Below are 16,975 nucleotides of genomic sequence, written 5' to 3'. Positions count from 1 at the left end.
GCAGCGTGGTTTATCGGGTCGTGTCAGTCGCTGCACCTGCACTGGCAGCGTTGCGATAGCGGCGAATCAGGGCGTTGGTGGAACTGTCGTGATGCAGCGGTTCGGCGGGATCGAGCAACTGGCGGGCAGTACGCTTGGCCAATTGTTTGCCCAGCTCCACGCCCCACTGGTCGAAGGAATCGATGTTCCAGATCACGCCCTGGGTGAAGACGCTGTGCTCATACAAGGCCACCAGCGATCCCAGGCTAAAGGGGGTGAGCTTCTCGACCAGCATGCTGTTGCTGGGGCGGTTGCCAGGGAAGACGCGATGCGGGGCCAGCGCTTCCGAAGTACCTTCTTCGCGCACCCGCTGCGCATTCTTGCCGAAGGCCAGGGCCTCTGCCTGGGCGAACATGTTGGCCATCAACAGTGCATGATGCTGGCCGAGCGATTCGACCGGCTGGCAGAAGCCGATGAAATCGCAGGGAATCATCTGTGTACCCTGGTGCAGCAACTGGTAGAAGGAATGCTGGCCGTTGATGCCATTGTCGCCCCAGTAGACCGGCGAGGTCTGGTAATCCACCGCATCGCCTTGCAGGGTCACCTGCTTGCCATTGCTTTCCATGGTCAGTTGCTGGAGGTAGGCCGGCAGGCGCTTCAGGTACTGGCTGTAGGGCAGCACGGCCTGGCTGCTGGCGCCGAAGAAGTTGGTGTACCACACCGTGAGCATGCCGAGGATGGCCGGCAGGTTCTCCTCCAGCGGCGCCGTGCGGAAGTGTTCATCCATGGCATGGAAGCCCGCCAGCATCTCGCGGAAGTGCACTGGGCCGATGGCGATCATGGTGGACAGGCCAATGGCGCTGGTCATCGAATACCGTCCGCCGACCCAATCCCAGAAGCCGAACATGTTTTGTGGATCGATGCCGAAGCGGCTGGCCTCCTCGATATTGGTCGTCACGCCCACGAAATGACGGGCCACCGCTGCTTCCTCACCCAATTGCCGCACCAGCCACTGCCGCGCTGCCTGCGCATTGGTGGTGGTTTCGAGCGTGGTGAAGGTTTTTGAGCAGACGATGAAGAGCGTTTCCTCAGCGGGCAAGTCACGCACGGTTTCCAGCATGGCCGCCCCATCCACATCCGAGAGGAAGTGAAGGCTCAGGTCAGGCTGGCCATAGTGGCGCAGCGCCTCATACGCCATCATCGGCCCGAGGTCGGAACCCCCGATGCCGATATTGACCACGTGGCGGATACGGCGGCCGGTATGGCCGGTCCATTCACCGTTGCGCACCTGGTCGGCGAAGGCCTCCATGCGCGTGAGAACCTGCTGCACCTGGGCGATCACGTCTTCGCCGTCGACCACCAGGCGTTGGCTGGCGGGCATGCGCAGTGCCGTGTGCAGCACAGAACGCTGCTCGGTCGCATTGATGCGGTCGCCCCGGAACATGGCCTCGATGCGATCCTGCAGGCCGCACTGGCGCGCCAGGTCCATGAGCAGGGTCATGGTCTCGGTGGTGACCAGGTTCTTGGAATAATCGAGATAGATACCCGCGGCTTCGGCCACCAGGTTTTCGCCACGCTTGTCGTCGGCGGCGAAGAGGCGCTCCAGCCGGTAGTGGCGGGCATAGTATTGATGATGCTCCTGCAGGGCGATCCAGGCGCTCTTCTCGGTCAGCGACTCGCGCTGGCTATAGGTGAACAGCGGCAGCTGCAGATCGGCGGCGGGCAACTTGGTCATGCGCAAACTCCTTGTACGACATGGCAGATCCGGATGGAATGCCGGTATCGCCACATGGTAGTGGTGTGCGTCAATGACGTGACATCGGACGGCGGCACTTTCCCATGTAGGAAAAGCGGAAACCGCAAATGATTCACGCGATCAGCTGACCGAAACCGGAGCGTCCCGAGCCTGCATCGCCCCGGGACGCTTGCATCGTCAGATCAACTGAGGCGCAGCGTCAGCAATTCCACCGGCAGACTGCCCAGGATCTCGTCCACCGCGATGCTGCCCCCACGCGCTCCATCGGCCATGGCGCACTCTTCCAGCCCGCCCTGTCCGCTGGTGAGTACGCTGCGCCACTGGCGCAGCTCACTGCCCGCGTGCGATAACACCTGCGGAAGCGTGATGCGGGTATCGCCCCAGGCCTCTGCCGAGACCAGCGGCAAGGCTTCCTCACGGCGCCCTTCAAAGGACAGCAGGTGTCCGGCCAGGCGCGTGCAGATCACCACGGTAGCCTCGATATCGCCCGCCTCACCCTCCTTGCCCGGCAGCAGCCGCGCAAAGGCGATCACGTGACGCGCCAGCTTGCCATGCGTGGCCAACGGCAGGTACTGGCCCTGCGCGAACAAATCCGCATGTTCGCGCCGATACTGCAGCACTGCATGAATCAATTGCTGCTTGGCACTGCCACCCTGCCAGTCACGCAGGGATACCGGACGGCTGACGGCATCGGCCAGGCGCCGTTCACGCAGCGCGAAGTCGACGGGACGGCGATTGTCCGGATCCACCATGCTCAGGTCCCACAATTCGCTGCCCTGGTAGAAATCGGGCACGCCTGGCGAACTCATCTTGAGCATTGTCTGGGACAGGCTGTTGACTGCGCCCAGCGGCGCCAGCCGCCGCACGAAATCCTCCAGCTCGGTGAGGAAAGGATGATGACGCGGATCCAGTCCCGGATCGCACAGCAGCGCCCGCGTGAAACGCTCGCAGGCCGCTTCGTATTCCGTCTGCGGCACCACCCAGTCACTGCGGCGCTTGGCTTCCCGCAGGGCCTTGCGCTGCCAGGCAATGACACGCTCGGCCAGCTCGGCCAGCCCGCTGAGGTCATCGTCCCCGGCGCGCATGCCGTCTGGCCAGGCACCCACGAGGGTCTGGTACAGCATGCATTCATCCACGGCGTCGATGCCGCCCTGCTCGCCGGCAGTCGCAGCCACGATGGGCGCATTCAGTTGATGCCAGTGACGCAGGACCGTAGACCACTCTTCGGCAATCTCGGACAGCGCCGCCAGGCGCATGCGCGCATCTTCGCCACGCTTGTGGTCATGCGTGCCGGTGGCCAGGAGGCTGGCGGGAGTCTGTGCGGCGCGCCGTGCAGCCAGTTGATGGAAGTGCGCCACCGGCAAGGCCAGGTGGGCCGGCTCCGCCCCGACCTCATTGCGCGAGAGCAGCCGGCCGTAACGGTAGAAGGCCGTGTCTTCCATCGACTTGGCCGTCAGCGGCGGCGTCAGCTGCTGGAAACGGGCGATGGCGCGCAGCTGCAAGGTGCGACGATGCTGGTCACGGCCATCCTGCAGCAGGTCGCCGCCCAGCCATCCCTCCACCACGTGCAGCGTGGCATGGTCGGCTGCATGCAGGCTGGCGCTGGCCTTCTGCACGGTTTGCGCCAGCAGTTCGCGCTCCTGTGCGGGCATGCCCTGCGCATTCGCATACGTGCGATAGACCGGGAAATGCACCAGCAACTCGGCCACCGCGCGGCGAATGGACATGAGCGTCAGGTCGCGCGTCTGGGAAGCGCTGCGTGCGAGCTGGTGCAGGCACAGCGTGAGCGCATTGAATTCTGCCGCAAAGTTGCGGACCAGGAAGCTGCGCCGCGCTTCCTGCACGATGGTCGGGAAATGGCACAGCTCGCCCGGGCCGTGGCTTTGCAGTTGATCGGCGGTGGCGGGCAGTTCGCCGACGATGTCGCGCCAGAGTTCGTCCAATACCGGCTCGCCTTCGCCATCGTGCAGCACCGCCGCGCACTGGTCCATGAATTCATAGCCGGTAGTGCCGTCGAGCTGCCAGCCAGGCGGCAAGGCCTCGTCACCGGCAAGGATCTTCTCGGCGATCACATAAGGTTCATGATCCGGCCGCAGGCTCCGCAAACGCTCGCGCAGGCGCAGGCAATACGTGGCGGGATCGGTGAGGCCATCAATGTGGTCCAGGCGCAGCCCATCGATGATGCCTTCGGCGTAGAGGCGGAAGATCTCGGCATGCATGGCCTCGAAGACATCGTCGCGTTCTACCCGCATGCCCACCAGTTCGCTGACCTCGAAGAAGCGACGCCAGTTGATCTCGTCGGCGGCATTGCGCCAGTAGGCCAGGCGGTAGTGCTGGCGCTCCAGCAGCTGATGCATGGCGCTGCGGCCGTGCGGCTGGCTGGCCGAAAATGCGGCCAGCGCGGCATCGATGTCGGCCAGCGCATCGGGGTCGGCTGCGAGATGGCGTAGTTGCGCCCGGGCTGCCGCGCTGCGGACATCCTTGTCCGGTTGGGCGGGATCGAGCGCGGCGAAAGCCGCGATCACATCAGCCAGCCGGGCACTGCCGGCCGTCTCCAGCACGGCTGCGTAATCGGTCGGGGCGAGCGGGAAAAAATTGTCGTGATGCGCGATCAGCAGCTCGCCTTGTTCGGTGTCAAAGCGCAAGACCAGTTCACCGGCTTCCAGCGCTTCGGCATAGGGCTGCCCCAGGAAAGGCAGCAAGACCTTGCCGCTCAGTGCGGGGTCGGGGCTGTCCCAATGGATGTCGAACCATTCGGCGTGGCGGCTGGTGCGCCCCCAGCGCAGGACGTCCTGCCACCAGGCATTGTGATGGCCCACGGCCATATGGTTGGGAACGATGTCGACCACCAGGCCCATGCCCTGCGCACGCAGCCGCTGGTGCAGCTGCCGCAGGCCGGCTTCGCCGCCCAGTTCCGGATTGATGCGGGTGGCATCGACTACGTCATAGCCGTGGGTGGAACCGGGGCGCGCCACCAGGATGGGCGATAGATAAAAGTGGCTGATGCCGAGGCGGTGGTAGTACTGCACCGTTGCAGCCGCCTGTTCGAAGCGAAAATCGCGGTGCAATTGCAGCCGGGCGGTGGCGCGCGGGATGCCGGAGCGCGCCGGCGTTACGGGATGGTCTGGCATCAAATCTCCTTGGCGTTGCCGCCGCGCGCACGGCGCAGCCGCTCCAGCCTGGCTTTGGCGGCATAGGCGGCGAAGAGCTGCGACGTGTCTGCGGGCAGGCGGCGACGCCAGTTGGGGTGTGGCTCGGTCATGCCGGGCAGGTTGGGTTGCTGGGCCAGGCCCAGGATGTCTTCTACCGGCACCACGGCCAGCGGTGCCGGGGTAGCGGCCACATAGTCGAGCGCGGCATCCACGGCAATGCCGCAATCCTCCAGCGAAACCAGCAGCGCCGCATCGTCATCGGCCTCGACCGCTGCAGGGGCCACTTCAGGCAGCGGGCCGCTGGCCCAGCCCTGCTGCACCAGCGCCTGCCAGAGCTGGCTGCGCTCCTGGCGGCGCTGCTCCTGTGCCGCAGCCAAACCTTGGTCGAGCTGACCCAGGCGCGCCCGCCAGGCCAGGTCAGCGCCCGACCACCAGCCCGCTACCGTGGGCAGGTCATGCGTGGTGGTCACAGCAATGGCCTGGCGCGACCAGTCTGCGGGCGGCAGGAAACCCTTTTTGTCGCGCTGGAACCAGAGCACGCGAATGCCGGACACCCCAGCCTCGTCCAGCACCGTATCGAAACCGGGGGGCACCGTTCCCAGGTCTTCGCCGATGACCACCGTGCGATGGCGCCAGGACTCCAGCGCGATCAGGCGCAGCATGTCCTGCTGCGGATAGGCGACGTAGGCGCCAGCATCGGCCTCGCGCCCCTGTGGTACCAGCCACAAGCGGTTCAGGCCCAGGACGTGGTCGATGCGGACACCGCCGCCCTGGGCGAAGGTGGCACGCAGCATGGCGAGGTAGCCGCGATAGCCGGTGCGGCGCAAAGCCAGCGGCGAAAACGCTCCCAGGCCCCAGTTCTGGCCTTGCGGGGCCAGGCGGTCAGGCGGTGCGCCTACGGTCAGGCCGGCGGCGATTTCGTCCTGGTGACTCCAGGCCTGGCTGCCGCCGTTATCGGCGCCCACGGCGAGATCAGCGATCAGGCCGATGGGCATGCCCGCCTGGCGCGCATTCTCCTGGGCCTGGGCCAGCTGGCGCGCAGCCTGCCACTGCAGGAACAAGTGGAACTCGATCTCACCCGCATGCTCGGCCGCGAAGGCCTGCATCTCGGGGGTATCCGGATGACGACCGGCTTCGCCCCACTGGCGCCAGTCACAGCAGCCGGGCACGCCCTGGCTGCTCAGGTGATGGCTGTAGGCTTCGAACAAGGCATGCGCGCGCAGGGCAGCGCCCCCATCCAGCTGGAAGGCCGCGAAGGCCGCCTGCTGCTTCACGTCGTCGGCATGTTCCGTGCGGAACAGCGCATGGAGACGGCGCAGCAGGGACATCCGATGGGCAGCGGCGCGCGCCCAGTCGATCAGCCCGGCTTGCTGCAGGCGTTCATGGGTGGCAATCATTTCGGCGCCGCCCTCGGCCAGGACCTGGGCTTGCGCGTCGGCGCCGAGGATGCCGGCCGGGTCGATCAGAAAAGGATTGAGGAACAGGCGGCTGGACGGCGAATAAGGACTGCTGCGGCCCGGGTCGGCGGCAAACATCGCATGCACCGGCGACATGGCCAGTGCGGCGGCCCCGTATTGCGCCGCCATCGGGGCCAGCTCGGCCAAGGCGCCGAAGTGGCCGAGGCCGCCGTCGCCGTAGACCTTGCGGGCCTCCTTGAGGCTCTCGCTGCGCAGGCCGTAGACTTGCACGGCCAGTGCCCAGCCACGCTCCCGCCCCTGTTCAGCCAGCGCATCGGCGATGGTGTAGCAGCGCTGCGGCGCAATGGCCAGTGTCAGGATGTGGCCCGCCACCAGCAGGCGGTGATAGCCCGGCACGTCGATGGCCGGCAAGGTCGGCGGCTGGGTGAGGTCGGACGAAATCAGCAGCGTCAGGCGCGCGCCGTTGTCCAGCTCGACACGGCAGGACAGACCATGCAGGCGCGAGTGGGCCGGCAACTGCACCGGCTGGTGCTGCACACCGGTGAGCAGTGGCGGCAGGTACCCCACCGCATGCTCGCGATCAAGCTGGGCCAGGCTGGTGCGGCAGTCTTCGGCACTGTCGCAGGGCAGGCCCAGTGCAGCCAGGATGGCGCGCAGGGCATCGTCCTGCACCACTTGTGGTTGGTCATAGGCATCGATCCAGTGGACGGCGATGCCGGCACGTTCTGCCAAACGATATAAATCGTTTTCAGCCGGAGTTACGTTCATCGGGGCAGGCGCGGCCGGGCTGGACGGTGCCATTTCCCCGAAACGCTGGCGCAGGGCGGCGTTCATGCGGCGCTCCCGGTTTCAGTGAGCGCCGTCGGCGGCTCCCGCAGGGCCAGGATGGCATGCCCGGGGAAGCGCCCACCTGCCAGGGCGTCAAGCGCACCGCCGCTGTCGAAGAGCACGTCGGCTCCGGCTGGCTGGGCCAGGTCTTCCAGCGCTTCCTGCAACGGCGCCTCATCGAGATTGACAGTGATGTTGAGTACGCTGCCATTGCCCAGCTGCCAGCGTGCATGCACGGCCTTGGGACCGATGGCACGCGCACCCAGTGCTTTGGCACCGCGCAGGTAAGGCGCAATATGCAGCTTGCGGATGTGCAGCAGCTCGGCAGCGCGCCGCAGGCAGGCCGCCGATCCCGGGGCCGGTCCGGGCTCGGGAATCGAGGAGACGAAGGTGGCAAAGCTGTTGGGGTCGGGAATCTGTTCCAGCAGCTTTGGATCGGCGAATTGCGGGAAACGCGCAAACTCGCGGCGGCGCCCTTCCCGCACGGCCTTCACCAGTTCTTCATCGCGATGGCTGGTGAAATACAGGAAAGGCTGCACCGCGCAGAATTCTTCCCCCATGAACAGCATCGGCACCTGCGGCGCCAGCAGGATCAAGGCCTGCGCGGCATGCAGGGCCATCGGATGCGCCAGCACCGTCAGCCGCTCGCCAAAGGCGCGGTTGCCGATCTGGTCGTGGTTCTGCAGGAAGTTGACGAAGGCGGTGGGCGGCAGGTCCGCGCTGGGCTCACCACGCGGCTCGCCGGAATACGGCGACACCTCGCCCTGGTACACAAAGCCCTGTTGCAGGCACCGCGCCAGCTTCTCGGCCGGCGCCTCCGCGTAGGCGCTGTAATAGCCGCTCTCCTCGCCGGTGAGCAGCACGTGCAGGACGTGGTGGGCATCGTCGTTCCACTGCGCATCGTAGACATGGCTGGAACGCTCCCGTACCTGGCCGATCCCGGCCACTTCGGCTTCCGCTTCAACGGCAGCGGTGTAGCCCAGCAGATGCGCGGCGTTGCCGTCATGCTCCAGCACCAGGTGAATGTGACGTTCGCTGCCGATCTCGGCGCGGATGCGCTGGCCGAGCGCCACCAGCCAGTCGGGCTCGCAGATGGCGTGCACGGCATCCAGGCGCAGGCCATCGAAACGAAATTCCTGCAACCAGTACAGCGCGTTCTGGGTAAAGAAATCCGCGACTTCCGGTCGACGGAAATCGATGGTGGCGCCCCACAGCGTGTTCATGTCATGGCGGAAGAAGTCCGGCGCATAGCTGTGCAGGTAGTTGCCGTCGGGGCCGAAATGGTTGTAGACCACATCGAGGAAGACCATCATCCCCAGCCCGTGGGCGGTATCGATGAGGGCCTTCAACTGGTCCGGGGTCCCGTAGCTGGCATCGGGGGCGAACGGCAGCACGCCGTCGTAGCCCCAGTTGTGGGCCCCCGGGAATTCCGCCACCGGCATCAGCTCGATGGCCGTGATGCCCAGCTCGGCCAGTTCGGCCAGGCGTTGCTGGATGCCGGCGAACCCGCCCAGCGCGCCCGGATGCAATTCATAGAGCACGGTCTCTTCCCACGGGCGACCCTGCCAGTTGGGGTGCTGCCAGAGGTAGGACTGCGGGTCGATCACCACACTGGGATCGAAGACATCCCCGGCCTGCCCGCGCGAGGCCGGGTCCGGTGCGATGACCTCACCCTGCTCGCGGGTCTGGAACACGTAGCGGTACAGTGCGCCCGGGTCGCACTCGGCCTCCACGACGTACCAGGCCGGAGCAGCCGGATCCTCGGCCGCCATCGGCAGGCGGCCGCGACCGACGATGTCCACGGACACCGCATCAGCGCCCGGCGCCCACACGCGAAAGCGCACCTGGCCGGGCGCCGTGACCTGGGCGCCAAAGGGGAGCTTGACGGAAAAGCGGGCACTCATGCGCGTTCTCCCCATTCATTGCGTTTGATCCACTCATTGGCCGCCAGCGGATAGATGGCCGAGGACAGGTGCAAGGGCCGGTTGGCAAATACCTGCAAGGTATGGGCCTGGACCTGCACGCTGGCGCTGCCGTCAACAGTGACCTGCCCACCCTCGCCTTCCGGCATGCCGGTGGGCTGGGCGCAGTCGAGCAGCAGGAAGTACTCGCCCTCGGTACGCGGGAAGCTGAATTCGATCGGCTCGTGACCAGCATTGACGAAGATCATCAACACATCGGGCGGCACTTCCTGGGGGTCGCCTGCCCCATCGGCGCCGGTACCGGCGGCGTCATGCAGGCGCGAACTGAGTTGCTTGTGCGGCTCCAGGCGCTTGCCGGCCAGTTGCAGGGTGATGGCGCGCGCCACCGGATTGTTCCAGTCCTCGCTGGTGACGGGCTGTGCCGATTCGTCGAACCAGGCCACGTCCGGCAAGCCATCGGCCACCATCTGGTTGCCATGCAGGAAGTAGCTCGCGCGCAGGACGTCGAAATCACGCCGGATCGCGGTCACACGGCCCACGAACGCGGTCAGCGCGGCGCCCTCGGGCGAGCGGGCCTGTTCCCAGTTGATCCAGGAAATCTCGTTGTCCTGGCAATAGGCGTTGTTGTTGCCGCCCTGGCTGCGATTGAATTCGTCACCGGCCAGGAGCATCGGCGTACCCTGCGCCAGCAACGTGGAGGCCAGCATCGAGCGCTGCACACAGGCGCGGGTGGCCTGGATGCCAGGATCATCGGTCTCGCCTTCAGCGCCCCAGTTGTAGCTGGCGTTGTCGTTGTGGCCGTCGTTGTTGTTCTCGCCGTTGGCCTCATTGTGCTTGCCGTTGTAGCTGACCAGGTCGCGCAGGGTGAAGCCATCATGCGAAGCGATGAAGTTGACCGTCGCCCAGGGCTTGCGGCGATTGTGTTCGAACAGTTCGGCCGAGCCCAGCATGCGTTGGGCAAAGCCGCCGCGCATGGCTTCGTCGCCCTTCCAGAACTTGCGCAGGTCGTCGCGGAATTTGTCGTTCCACTCGCCGAAACGCGCCGGGTGATTGCCCAGCTGGTAGCCACCGGGGCCGATGTCCCACGGTTCTGAAATCAGCTTGAGCTTGGACAGCACCGGATCCTGCAGCAGCGCATCGAAGAAGCCCGAGCCCGGATCGAAGCCGTGCGGCTCACGCCCCAGGGTGGAACCGAGGTCGAAGCGGAAACCGTCGATATGGAAGGACTGCGCCCAGTAGCGCAGCGAATCCATGACCATCTGCAAGACACGCGGATGCGACAGGTTCAGGGTATTGCCGCAGCCGGTATCGTTGATGTGATAGCGCTCCTGCCCCGGCAGCAGCCGGAAGTAGCTGGCATTGTCGAGGCCACGGAAAGACAGCGTGGGCCCGAGCTCGCTGCCGCAGCTGGTGTGGTTGTAGACCACGTCGAGAATCACCTCGATACCGGCGCTGTGCAGGCGGCGTACCGCCATGCGCAGTTCGTTGGGGTCGCCCATGGACATGTAGGACGGCTCCGGGGCGAAATACGACAGCGTGCTGTAGCCCCAGTAGTTGGACAGGCCGCGTTCGATCAGGAAGCTGTCCTGCAGGAAGGCATGCACCGGCATCAGCTCCAGGGTGGTCACGCCCAGGCGCAGCAGGTGGTCGATGAAGGCCGGATCGGACAAGGCGGCGAAGGTGCCGCGCTCATGCGGCAGGAGGTCTTCGCGCATCCTGGAGATGCCCTTGACGTGGGCTTCGTAAATCACGGTCTTGTTCCATGGCACCTGCGGCAGGCGATCATGTTCCCACACGAAGGCATCATCGGTGACCATGGCCTTGGGCATGGCCGCGGCGCTGTCGCGGCGATCAAAGGACAGGTCGGCACGCGCCGAGTGCAGGCGGTAGCCGTAGAGCGCATCGGTCCAGCGCACCTGGCCGACCAGGCGCTTGGCGTACGGATCCAGCAGCAGCTTGTTGGGATTGAAACGATGGCCCTTGGTGGGCTCGTAAGGGCCGTGGGCGCGGAAGCCGTAGACCAGGCCAGGAGCGGCGCCGGGCAGGTAGCCGTGCCACACTTCATCGGTGCATTCCGGCAAGGTGATGCGCTTGAGTTCGCGCTTGCCGGAGGGGTCGAACAGGCAGAGATCCATGCGGGTGGCATTGGCCGAAAACACCGCAAAATTGACTCCCAGGCCATCGGAAGTGGCGCCCAGGGGGTAAGGCAAGCCTGGCATCAGGCGATCAGGAAAGGCGACGCTCATTATCAGGACTCTCTACGCAGGATCAGGGTGGATAGCGGGGGCAGGTTCAGTTCGATGGAAGTCGGGTGGCCATGCCAGCCGAATTCCTGCACTTGTACCTGGCCCAGGTTGCCGCTGTTGCTGCCGCCATAGACGGCGGCATCGGTATTGAGCACTTCGCGCCAGACGCCGTGATGGCCGGGCGCGATCGGGGGCACGCCGATGCGGTAATGGGTGCGCGGTACCGGGGTCAGGTTGACCACGATGAGCACCGGCGGACCTTCATCGGCATAGCGGAAATACGCCAGCACGCTGTTGACGCTGTCATCGCCCACGGCCCAGGAGAAACCATCGGCGCGGCAGTCGCGCTGGTGCAAGGCCGGTTCGCTGCGATACAGGTGGTTCAGGTCGCTGACCAGCTGGCGCAATTGACGGTGGCCGGCCGGATGGCCGCCGTGTTCATCGAGCAGGTGCCAGTACGGCGACTTGTCGTGATCGAATTCGTCAGGCTGGCCGAACTCGCTGCCCATGAACAGCAGCTTCTTGCCGGGATGCGTCCACATGAAACCGTAATATGTACGCACGTTGGCAAAGCGGCGCCATTCGTCGCCGGGCATCTTGTTCAACAGCGCGCGCTTGCCGTGGACCACCTCATCGTGCGATATCGGCAAGATGAAGTTTTCCGAGAATCCATATAGCAAACCGAATGTCATGTCGTGATGGTGATAACGACGGAACAGCGGGTCATGCTGCATGTAGCGCAATGTGTCGTTCATCCAGCCCATGTTCCACTTGTAGCTGAAGCCCAGGCCGTGATGGTCCGCTTCATTCTTGACTGCCGAGGTCACGCCGGGCCAGGAGGTCGATTCCTCGGCGATCATCAGCACGCCCGGGCAGCGCTGGGCCACGACCGTATTGAGTTCCCGCAGGAAGGCGACGGCCTCCAGGTTCTCGCGTCCGCCATGGATGTTGGGCACCCACTCGCCCGACTTGCGGCTGTAGTCGCGGTAGAGCATCGACGCCACCGCGTCGACACGCAGGCCGTCGATGTGGAAATGCTCGATCCATTCCAGCGCGCTGGCAATCAGGAAACCGCGCACCTCATTGCGGCCGAGATTGAAGATCAGCGTATTCCAGTCCTGGTGGAAGCCCTCGCGCGGGTCCGCATGTTCGTATAGGGCCGTACCGTCGAACTGGGCAAGGCCGTGCTGGTCGCTGGGGAAATGCGCGGGCACCCAATCCAGCAGGACGCCGATGCCGGCCTGGTGGCAGCGGTCGACGAAGGCAGCAAAGCGCTCCGGTTTGCCGAAGCGGGCACTGGGCGCAAACATGCTGATGGGCTGGTAGCCCCAGGAGCCACCGAAGGGATGTTCCATCACCGGCATCAGTTCGATGTGGGTGAAACCCATGCCGACCACGTAGGGAATCAGCTGGTCGGCCAGTTCGTCCCAGCTCAGGTTGCGGTGCGCCTGTTCCGGGATGCGGCGCCAGGAGGCGGGATGCAGCTCATAGATGGACATCGGCGCCGACATCGACTGGCGCTGCGCGCGCTCGGCCATCCACTGCTGGTCTTGCCACAGGTAAGGACGGGCGTCGGCTACCACCGAGGCAGTCGCCGGCGGCGGCTCTGTGGCGCGCGCGACAGGGTCAGCCTTGAGGGGCAGCAGCACGCCGTCGCGTCCGAGGATTTCGTATTTGTAGACATCGCCGGGACCGATGCGCGGAATGAACAGCTCCCACACACCGGATTCATGGCGCAGCCGCATGACGTGGCGACGGCCGTCCCACTGGTTGAAGTCGCCCACCACGGAAACGCGCTCGGCATTCGGTGCCCACACGGCGAACCGCGTTCCGGGTACGCCGTCGATCTCCATGGGAAGTGCGCCCAGGCAGTCGGCCAGCTGGCGATGGCGGCCTTCGCGCAGCAGGTGCAGGTCGAGTTCTCCGAGCAGGAGGCCAAAGGCATAGGGGTCTTCCGTGCTTTGAACGCTGCGGCTGCCGTCCGGGATCGCCCAGTCCACCTCAAGCACATACGGCACTTGATGGCGGCGCTGATCGAGGCCGGTCGCCACGCCGCTGAAGAAGCCGCTGGGCTGGCCATGCAGCTGGAACTGCTGCAATTCGCCCAGCAGCGCACCGCTGTGGCGGCAGCGCACACGCACTGCCGCCGCGCCGGGATGGAAGGCGCGGATGGCGGACACGCCGCTGGACTGGCTGGCATAGCGCGGGCCCAGCAGGGCGAAGGGCTGCGTCAGGCGGCCAGCCAGCAAGGCTTCGAGCAGGCCCTGCTCTTCAAAGGAAAGGGACAAGGCAGTTTGTTCCGGAAAATCGGTGGGATGAGAAAGGGAGGACGGTTGCGCCGAAGCGGAACCGGGGGGTGCCGAGCTGGCGTCGGAAGCCTCTTCCATGGACTCCGTGGAAGCCCTGTACGCCGTGACAGACATGCCGGACATGCACACTCCTGTTGTTGTTATCAGGTTGATCGAAATTACGCAAACAAGCGCAAGACAGCGGAATCAAAAACCGGCGCGTTGGAGCAGCGCGCCGGCAAACACCTCCCCTGCCCGGTCCACGGGGACCGGGTGAGGATCAGATCGGGATGTCGCCAAGGCCCGCAGGTCAGCGGGCCCAGCAAGCGTCGTTCAAGCGGCGGCCACCGACACCGGTACGCCCACCACTCCCGCCAGTGCAGCGGCAATGGCGGCGGCCGGGCTGACCGCGCGTTCATGCTGTGCATGGACCTGTGCGGCGGGCCGTTCGACGGCCAGCGGACGCGCAGCGAACAGCGGACGCACTGCCATGTCGGCCACGTGGGCATAGGCCTCGATGTAGGCACGGGTTGGGCCGGCCCAGTCGCAGTCGATGCTCATGGCATTGCGCTGCACGCTCTGCCAGCGCTCGGTGTCGCTGTAGAGGGCGAACGCGCGGGCCACGGCGTGCTGCATGTCGGCGGCGGTCTCGCCCTCGAAGAGCACACCGGTGGCGTGTTTCGGGTCAAGATCGGCATCGCACACGGTGTCGACCAGCCCACCGACGCGCGAGCCGATGGGGATGGCGCCGTAGCGCATCGCGTAGAGCGGCGTGAGACCGAAGGGTTCGAAACGGGTCGGGTGCAGCAGCATGTCGCTGCCGGCGTGAAGGGCATGGGCACGACGCTCGTCGTAACCGATATGCACCGCGATGCGGCCGCGATAGCGCTCGGCCAGGCCGAGGAAAGCGGCTTCATAGTCATGGTCACCGCAACCAAGGATCACCACTTGCAGGCGCGGATGGCGCTCCATGATGCCAGGCAGCGCTTCAATGACGACGTCGGCCATTTTCTGGTGCGACATGCGCGAGCCCAGGCCCATGACGGGCGCGAAAGGATCGATCGGCAAACCGAAGAGCTTTTGCAGGTCGCGCTTGCAGGACGCCTTGCCCTTCATGTTGCCGACGCTGAAGTTGCGGGCGATCAGCGGATCATCGGCCGGGTTCCAGAGTTCGGCATCGATGGCATTGGGGATGGCGCGCAGGTCCAGCTTGCGGAAGGAGAGAATGCCATCCATGCCGCAACCGAAGCGCGGCGTCATGATCTCTTGCGCATAGTTCTTGCTGACGGTGGAGACGCAATCGGAGAAGCGGATACCGGCTTTGAGGAAGGACAGCTTGCCCCAGTACTCCACGCCGTCGCCAGTCAGCAGATGCTCGGGAATACCGATCTGCTCGGCAGACTCCAAAGCAAAATTGCCCTGGAAGGCCAGGTTGTGAATGGTCAGCATGGTACCTACATGATCCAGTCCGCGCAGCTTGAGCAGGCAGGGAATCAGGCCGGCATGCCAGTCGTTGGCATGTACCACATGCGGCACCGGCAGGCTGGTCTCGCCGGCGCAGATGGCCACTGCCGCATGCGACAGGTCGGCGAAGCACAGCGCGTTGTCGCTGAACTCGACACCATCGGTATCGACGTAGGGATTGGCCCCGCGCTGGCGGAATCGCGCCGTATCCAGCAGCAGCGCCGGGACGTCGGTACCGGGGATGGTGCCGCGCAGGAGCCGGCCGGCGCCACCTGGCAGACCGTGCTTCAAGCCGATCTGTACCGTGTCGCCGAGGTTGCGGACCGCCTCCGGATAGGCGGGCATGAGGATGCTGGCATCAATGCCGACTTTGCGCAGCGAAACGGCTAGCGCGGTGATCACGTCGGCCAGGCCACCGGTCTTGACGAGCGGTACGGCCTCTGAGCTGACTAACAGAACTCGAGCTTGCAAGATGGACCCCTAATGGTTGAAAGCACCTGAGATGGAAAGCACCCTTGGCTCGTCGCATCGCATGGGTTTTCGTCTTTGCCGCAGCTTGATCTGCAGGCCAAGGCGAAAACCTGTCCTTGTTGTTGTGATGGCTGGACAGTCTTTTGAGCGCCGATGATTACGTTATACGGATCGCCAGAGCCGCTCACTATCGGACAGCGGCCTGAGATGGCGTAGGATGAATCCTACTGTTGCAGCGCGGCGAAAAAGTGCCAGCGTGAGCGCAGCAAGGCGCAAAGAAAAGCACGCGGCCGGCGCTCGCGCGCCGGCCTGCGTTGATCGGTCATGGTAGAGCTGGCTACGTTGCGCTGCCAGATGAGCTGGGAAAATGGCTAAATGATTTCCCCGGACAAGCTGCAGACGTCATCACGGGAATGCGCCGCGATTCCTGCTTCAGGCGCAGGCGAAGAGTCCTCAGCGAAGAGTCCTCAGCTTAGTCAGCGGGCCCGGCAGCGGCAAATTGAATCTCGCTATACGTGCGCGAGTTTCATTGTGTGCCTGCATCCCTCATCCGTGGCAGGCACCTGCGACAGATGCGAGGGATGCGAGAGAGCCCATCAGGTGTCGACGCGGAAGCCTATCTTCAGCCCGACCTGGAAATGGCCGATGCTGCCGTTCTCCACATGGCCACGGCACTGCGTGACCTCGAACCAGTCGACATTCTTGACCGTCTTGACGACGTCGGCGATGGCATTGCGGATGGCATCATCGGTGCCGTTGGGCGAACTGCCGACCACTTCGATGATCTTGTAGGTGCTGGAATTGTCTTGCTTGCGCTCGGTCATGGGGACTCCTTCCATTTGGGTTGGCTCATGCAGGGATGAGGCGAACGCATAGCCTAGACCGTCGCTTGGGCAGCCGGCATCGGCCAATGCCAGCAGCTTGCGTAGGACAGCATGTGAAGAGCAGATCGGCAGGCGGGAAGACAGCCTTGCCGTTTTTGCCCTGCAGCAAATCAATCTCCTGCTGAAGCCCCGATTGCCATCCCACAAGGATTGCCAGGCTTCAACACTGCACGTCCTCCTACAAAAAATTAAGCCGCACAACACCTGTTGCAGCGCACCCAAAACGGCTAATATTGCATCATCTGGCTTGCCAAAACGTTCATATAACTGATGGCTGCCCTGCCCGCACTGGTGCCTTGCTGCGGGCCTGCACGAGATTTTCATCGCTTGGAGATCATCATGTCGCAACTCAACCCCGGCCTGACCGCCCCTGCTCCCGCAGGCAACCCTGTGAAGGTCATCAGCGCACCGCCTGAAGACCTGCAACATGTCAACGACGACGCCGCTGCTGCCCGCAACCTGACCGCCATCCGCATTCGCGGGCAACTGGCAGAGCTTGACGCGGAACGTCAACCGTCCTGAGTGTCTCCTCAGGTTGGGCGTGAAGCCTGAAGCTTCATGCCCGTT

At 64.8% G+C, this 16,975-nt stretch carries 9 protein-coding genes; 1 reads left to right on the top strand and 8 read right to left on the bottom strand.

The features are described from left to right. Nucleotides 1-10: 10 nt before the first annotated feature. From pgi to CEJ45_RS06655, 8 genes are all read right to left on the bottom strand, one after another. Nucleotides 11-1,714 carry a glucose-6-phosphate isomerase gene (gene pgi, locus CEJ45_RS06690; protein WP_088754392.1) on the bottom strand — a complete coding sequence of 568 codons (1,704 nt, stop codon included), beginning with the start codon at nt 1,712-1,714 and terminating at the stop codon, nt 11-13. Between the two features lie 203 nt (nt 1,715-1,917). Beyond that, nucleotides 1,918-4,866, bottom strand: coding sequence for a malto-oligosyltrehalose synthase (gene treY, locus CEJ45_RS06685; protein ID WP_088754391.1), 2,949 nt, complete (start codon nt 4,864-4,866; stop codon nt 1,918-1,920). Then, complete coding sequence (gene malQ, locus CEJ45_RS06680; protein WP_088754390.1) at nt 4,866-7,139, bottom strand: 4-alpha-glucanotransferase; 2,274 nt, start codon at nt 7,137-7,139, stop codon at nt 4,866-4,868. The genes treY and malQ overlap by 1 nt, the downstream gene beginning before the upstream one ends. Next, on the bottom strand, nt 7,136-9,037 hold the full coding sequence (treZ, locus tag CEJ45_RS06675; RefSeq protein WP_088754389.1) for a malto-oligosyltrehalose trehalohydrolase: 1,902 nt from the start codon (nt 9,035-9,037) through the stop codon (nt 7,136-7,138). The genes malQ and treZ overlap by 4 nt, the downstream gene beginning before the upstream one ends. Further along, nucleotides 9,034-11,301 (bottom strand): glycogen debranching protein GlgX, encoded by a 2,268-nt coding sequence (gene glgX, locus CEJ45_RS06670; RefSeq protein WP_088754388.1) that lies wholly within the window; start codon nt 11,299-11,301, stop codon nt 9,034-9,036. The genes treZ and glgX overlap by 4 nt, the downstream gene beginning before the upstream one ends. A gap of 2 nt (nt 11,302-11,303) precedes the next feature. Continuing rightward, nucleotides 11,304-13,733, bottom strand: coding sequence for a 1,4-alpha-glucan branching protein GlgB (glgB, locus tag CEJ45_RS06665; protein ID WP_088754387.1), 2,430 nt, complete (start codon nt 13,731-13,733; stop codon nt 11,304-11,306). Nucleotides 13,734-13,922: 189 nt separating this feature from the next. Beyond that, entirely contained in the window at nt 13,923-15,524 is a 1,602-nt protein-coding gene (gene glgA, locus CEJ45_RS06660; protein WP_088754386.1) for a glycogen synthase GlgA, read from the bottom strand. A 596-nt stretch (nt 15,525-16,120) separates the two neighbouring features. Beyond that, complete coding sequence (locus tag CEJ45_RS06655) at nt 16,121-16,348, bottom strand: dodecin (RefSeq protein WP_088754385.1); 228 nt, start codon at nt 16,346-16,348, stop codon at nt 16,121-16,123. 399 nt (nt 16,349-16,747) lie between these two features. Here CEJ45_RS06655 and CEJ45_RS06650 point away from each other — a divergent pair, with 399 nt between their 5' ends. After that, the gene (locus CEJ45_RS06650; RefSeq protein WP_088754542.1) at nt 16,748-16,930 is read left to right on the top strand and encodes a hypothetical protein; all 183 of its coding nucleotides are present in this window, start codon (nt 16,748-16,750) and stop codon (nt 16,928-16,930) included. The last annotated feature ends 45 nt before the right edge of the window (nt 16,931-16,975 follow it).

The sequence above is a fragment of the Herbaspirillum aquaticum genome (assembly GCF_002213425.1).
GTDB lineage: Bacteria > Pseudomonadota > Gammaproteobacteria > Burkholderiales > Burkholderiaceae_D > Herbaspirillum > Herbaspirillum aquaticum.
Note: the sequence above shows the minus strand (reverse complement) of the source record. Positions and strands in the feature narration are given on the sequence as shown.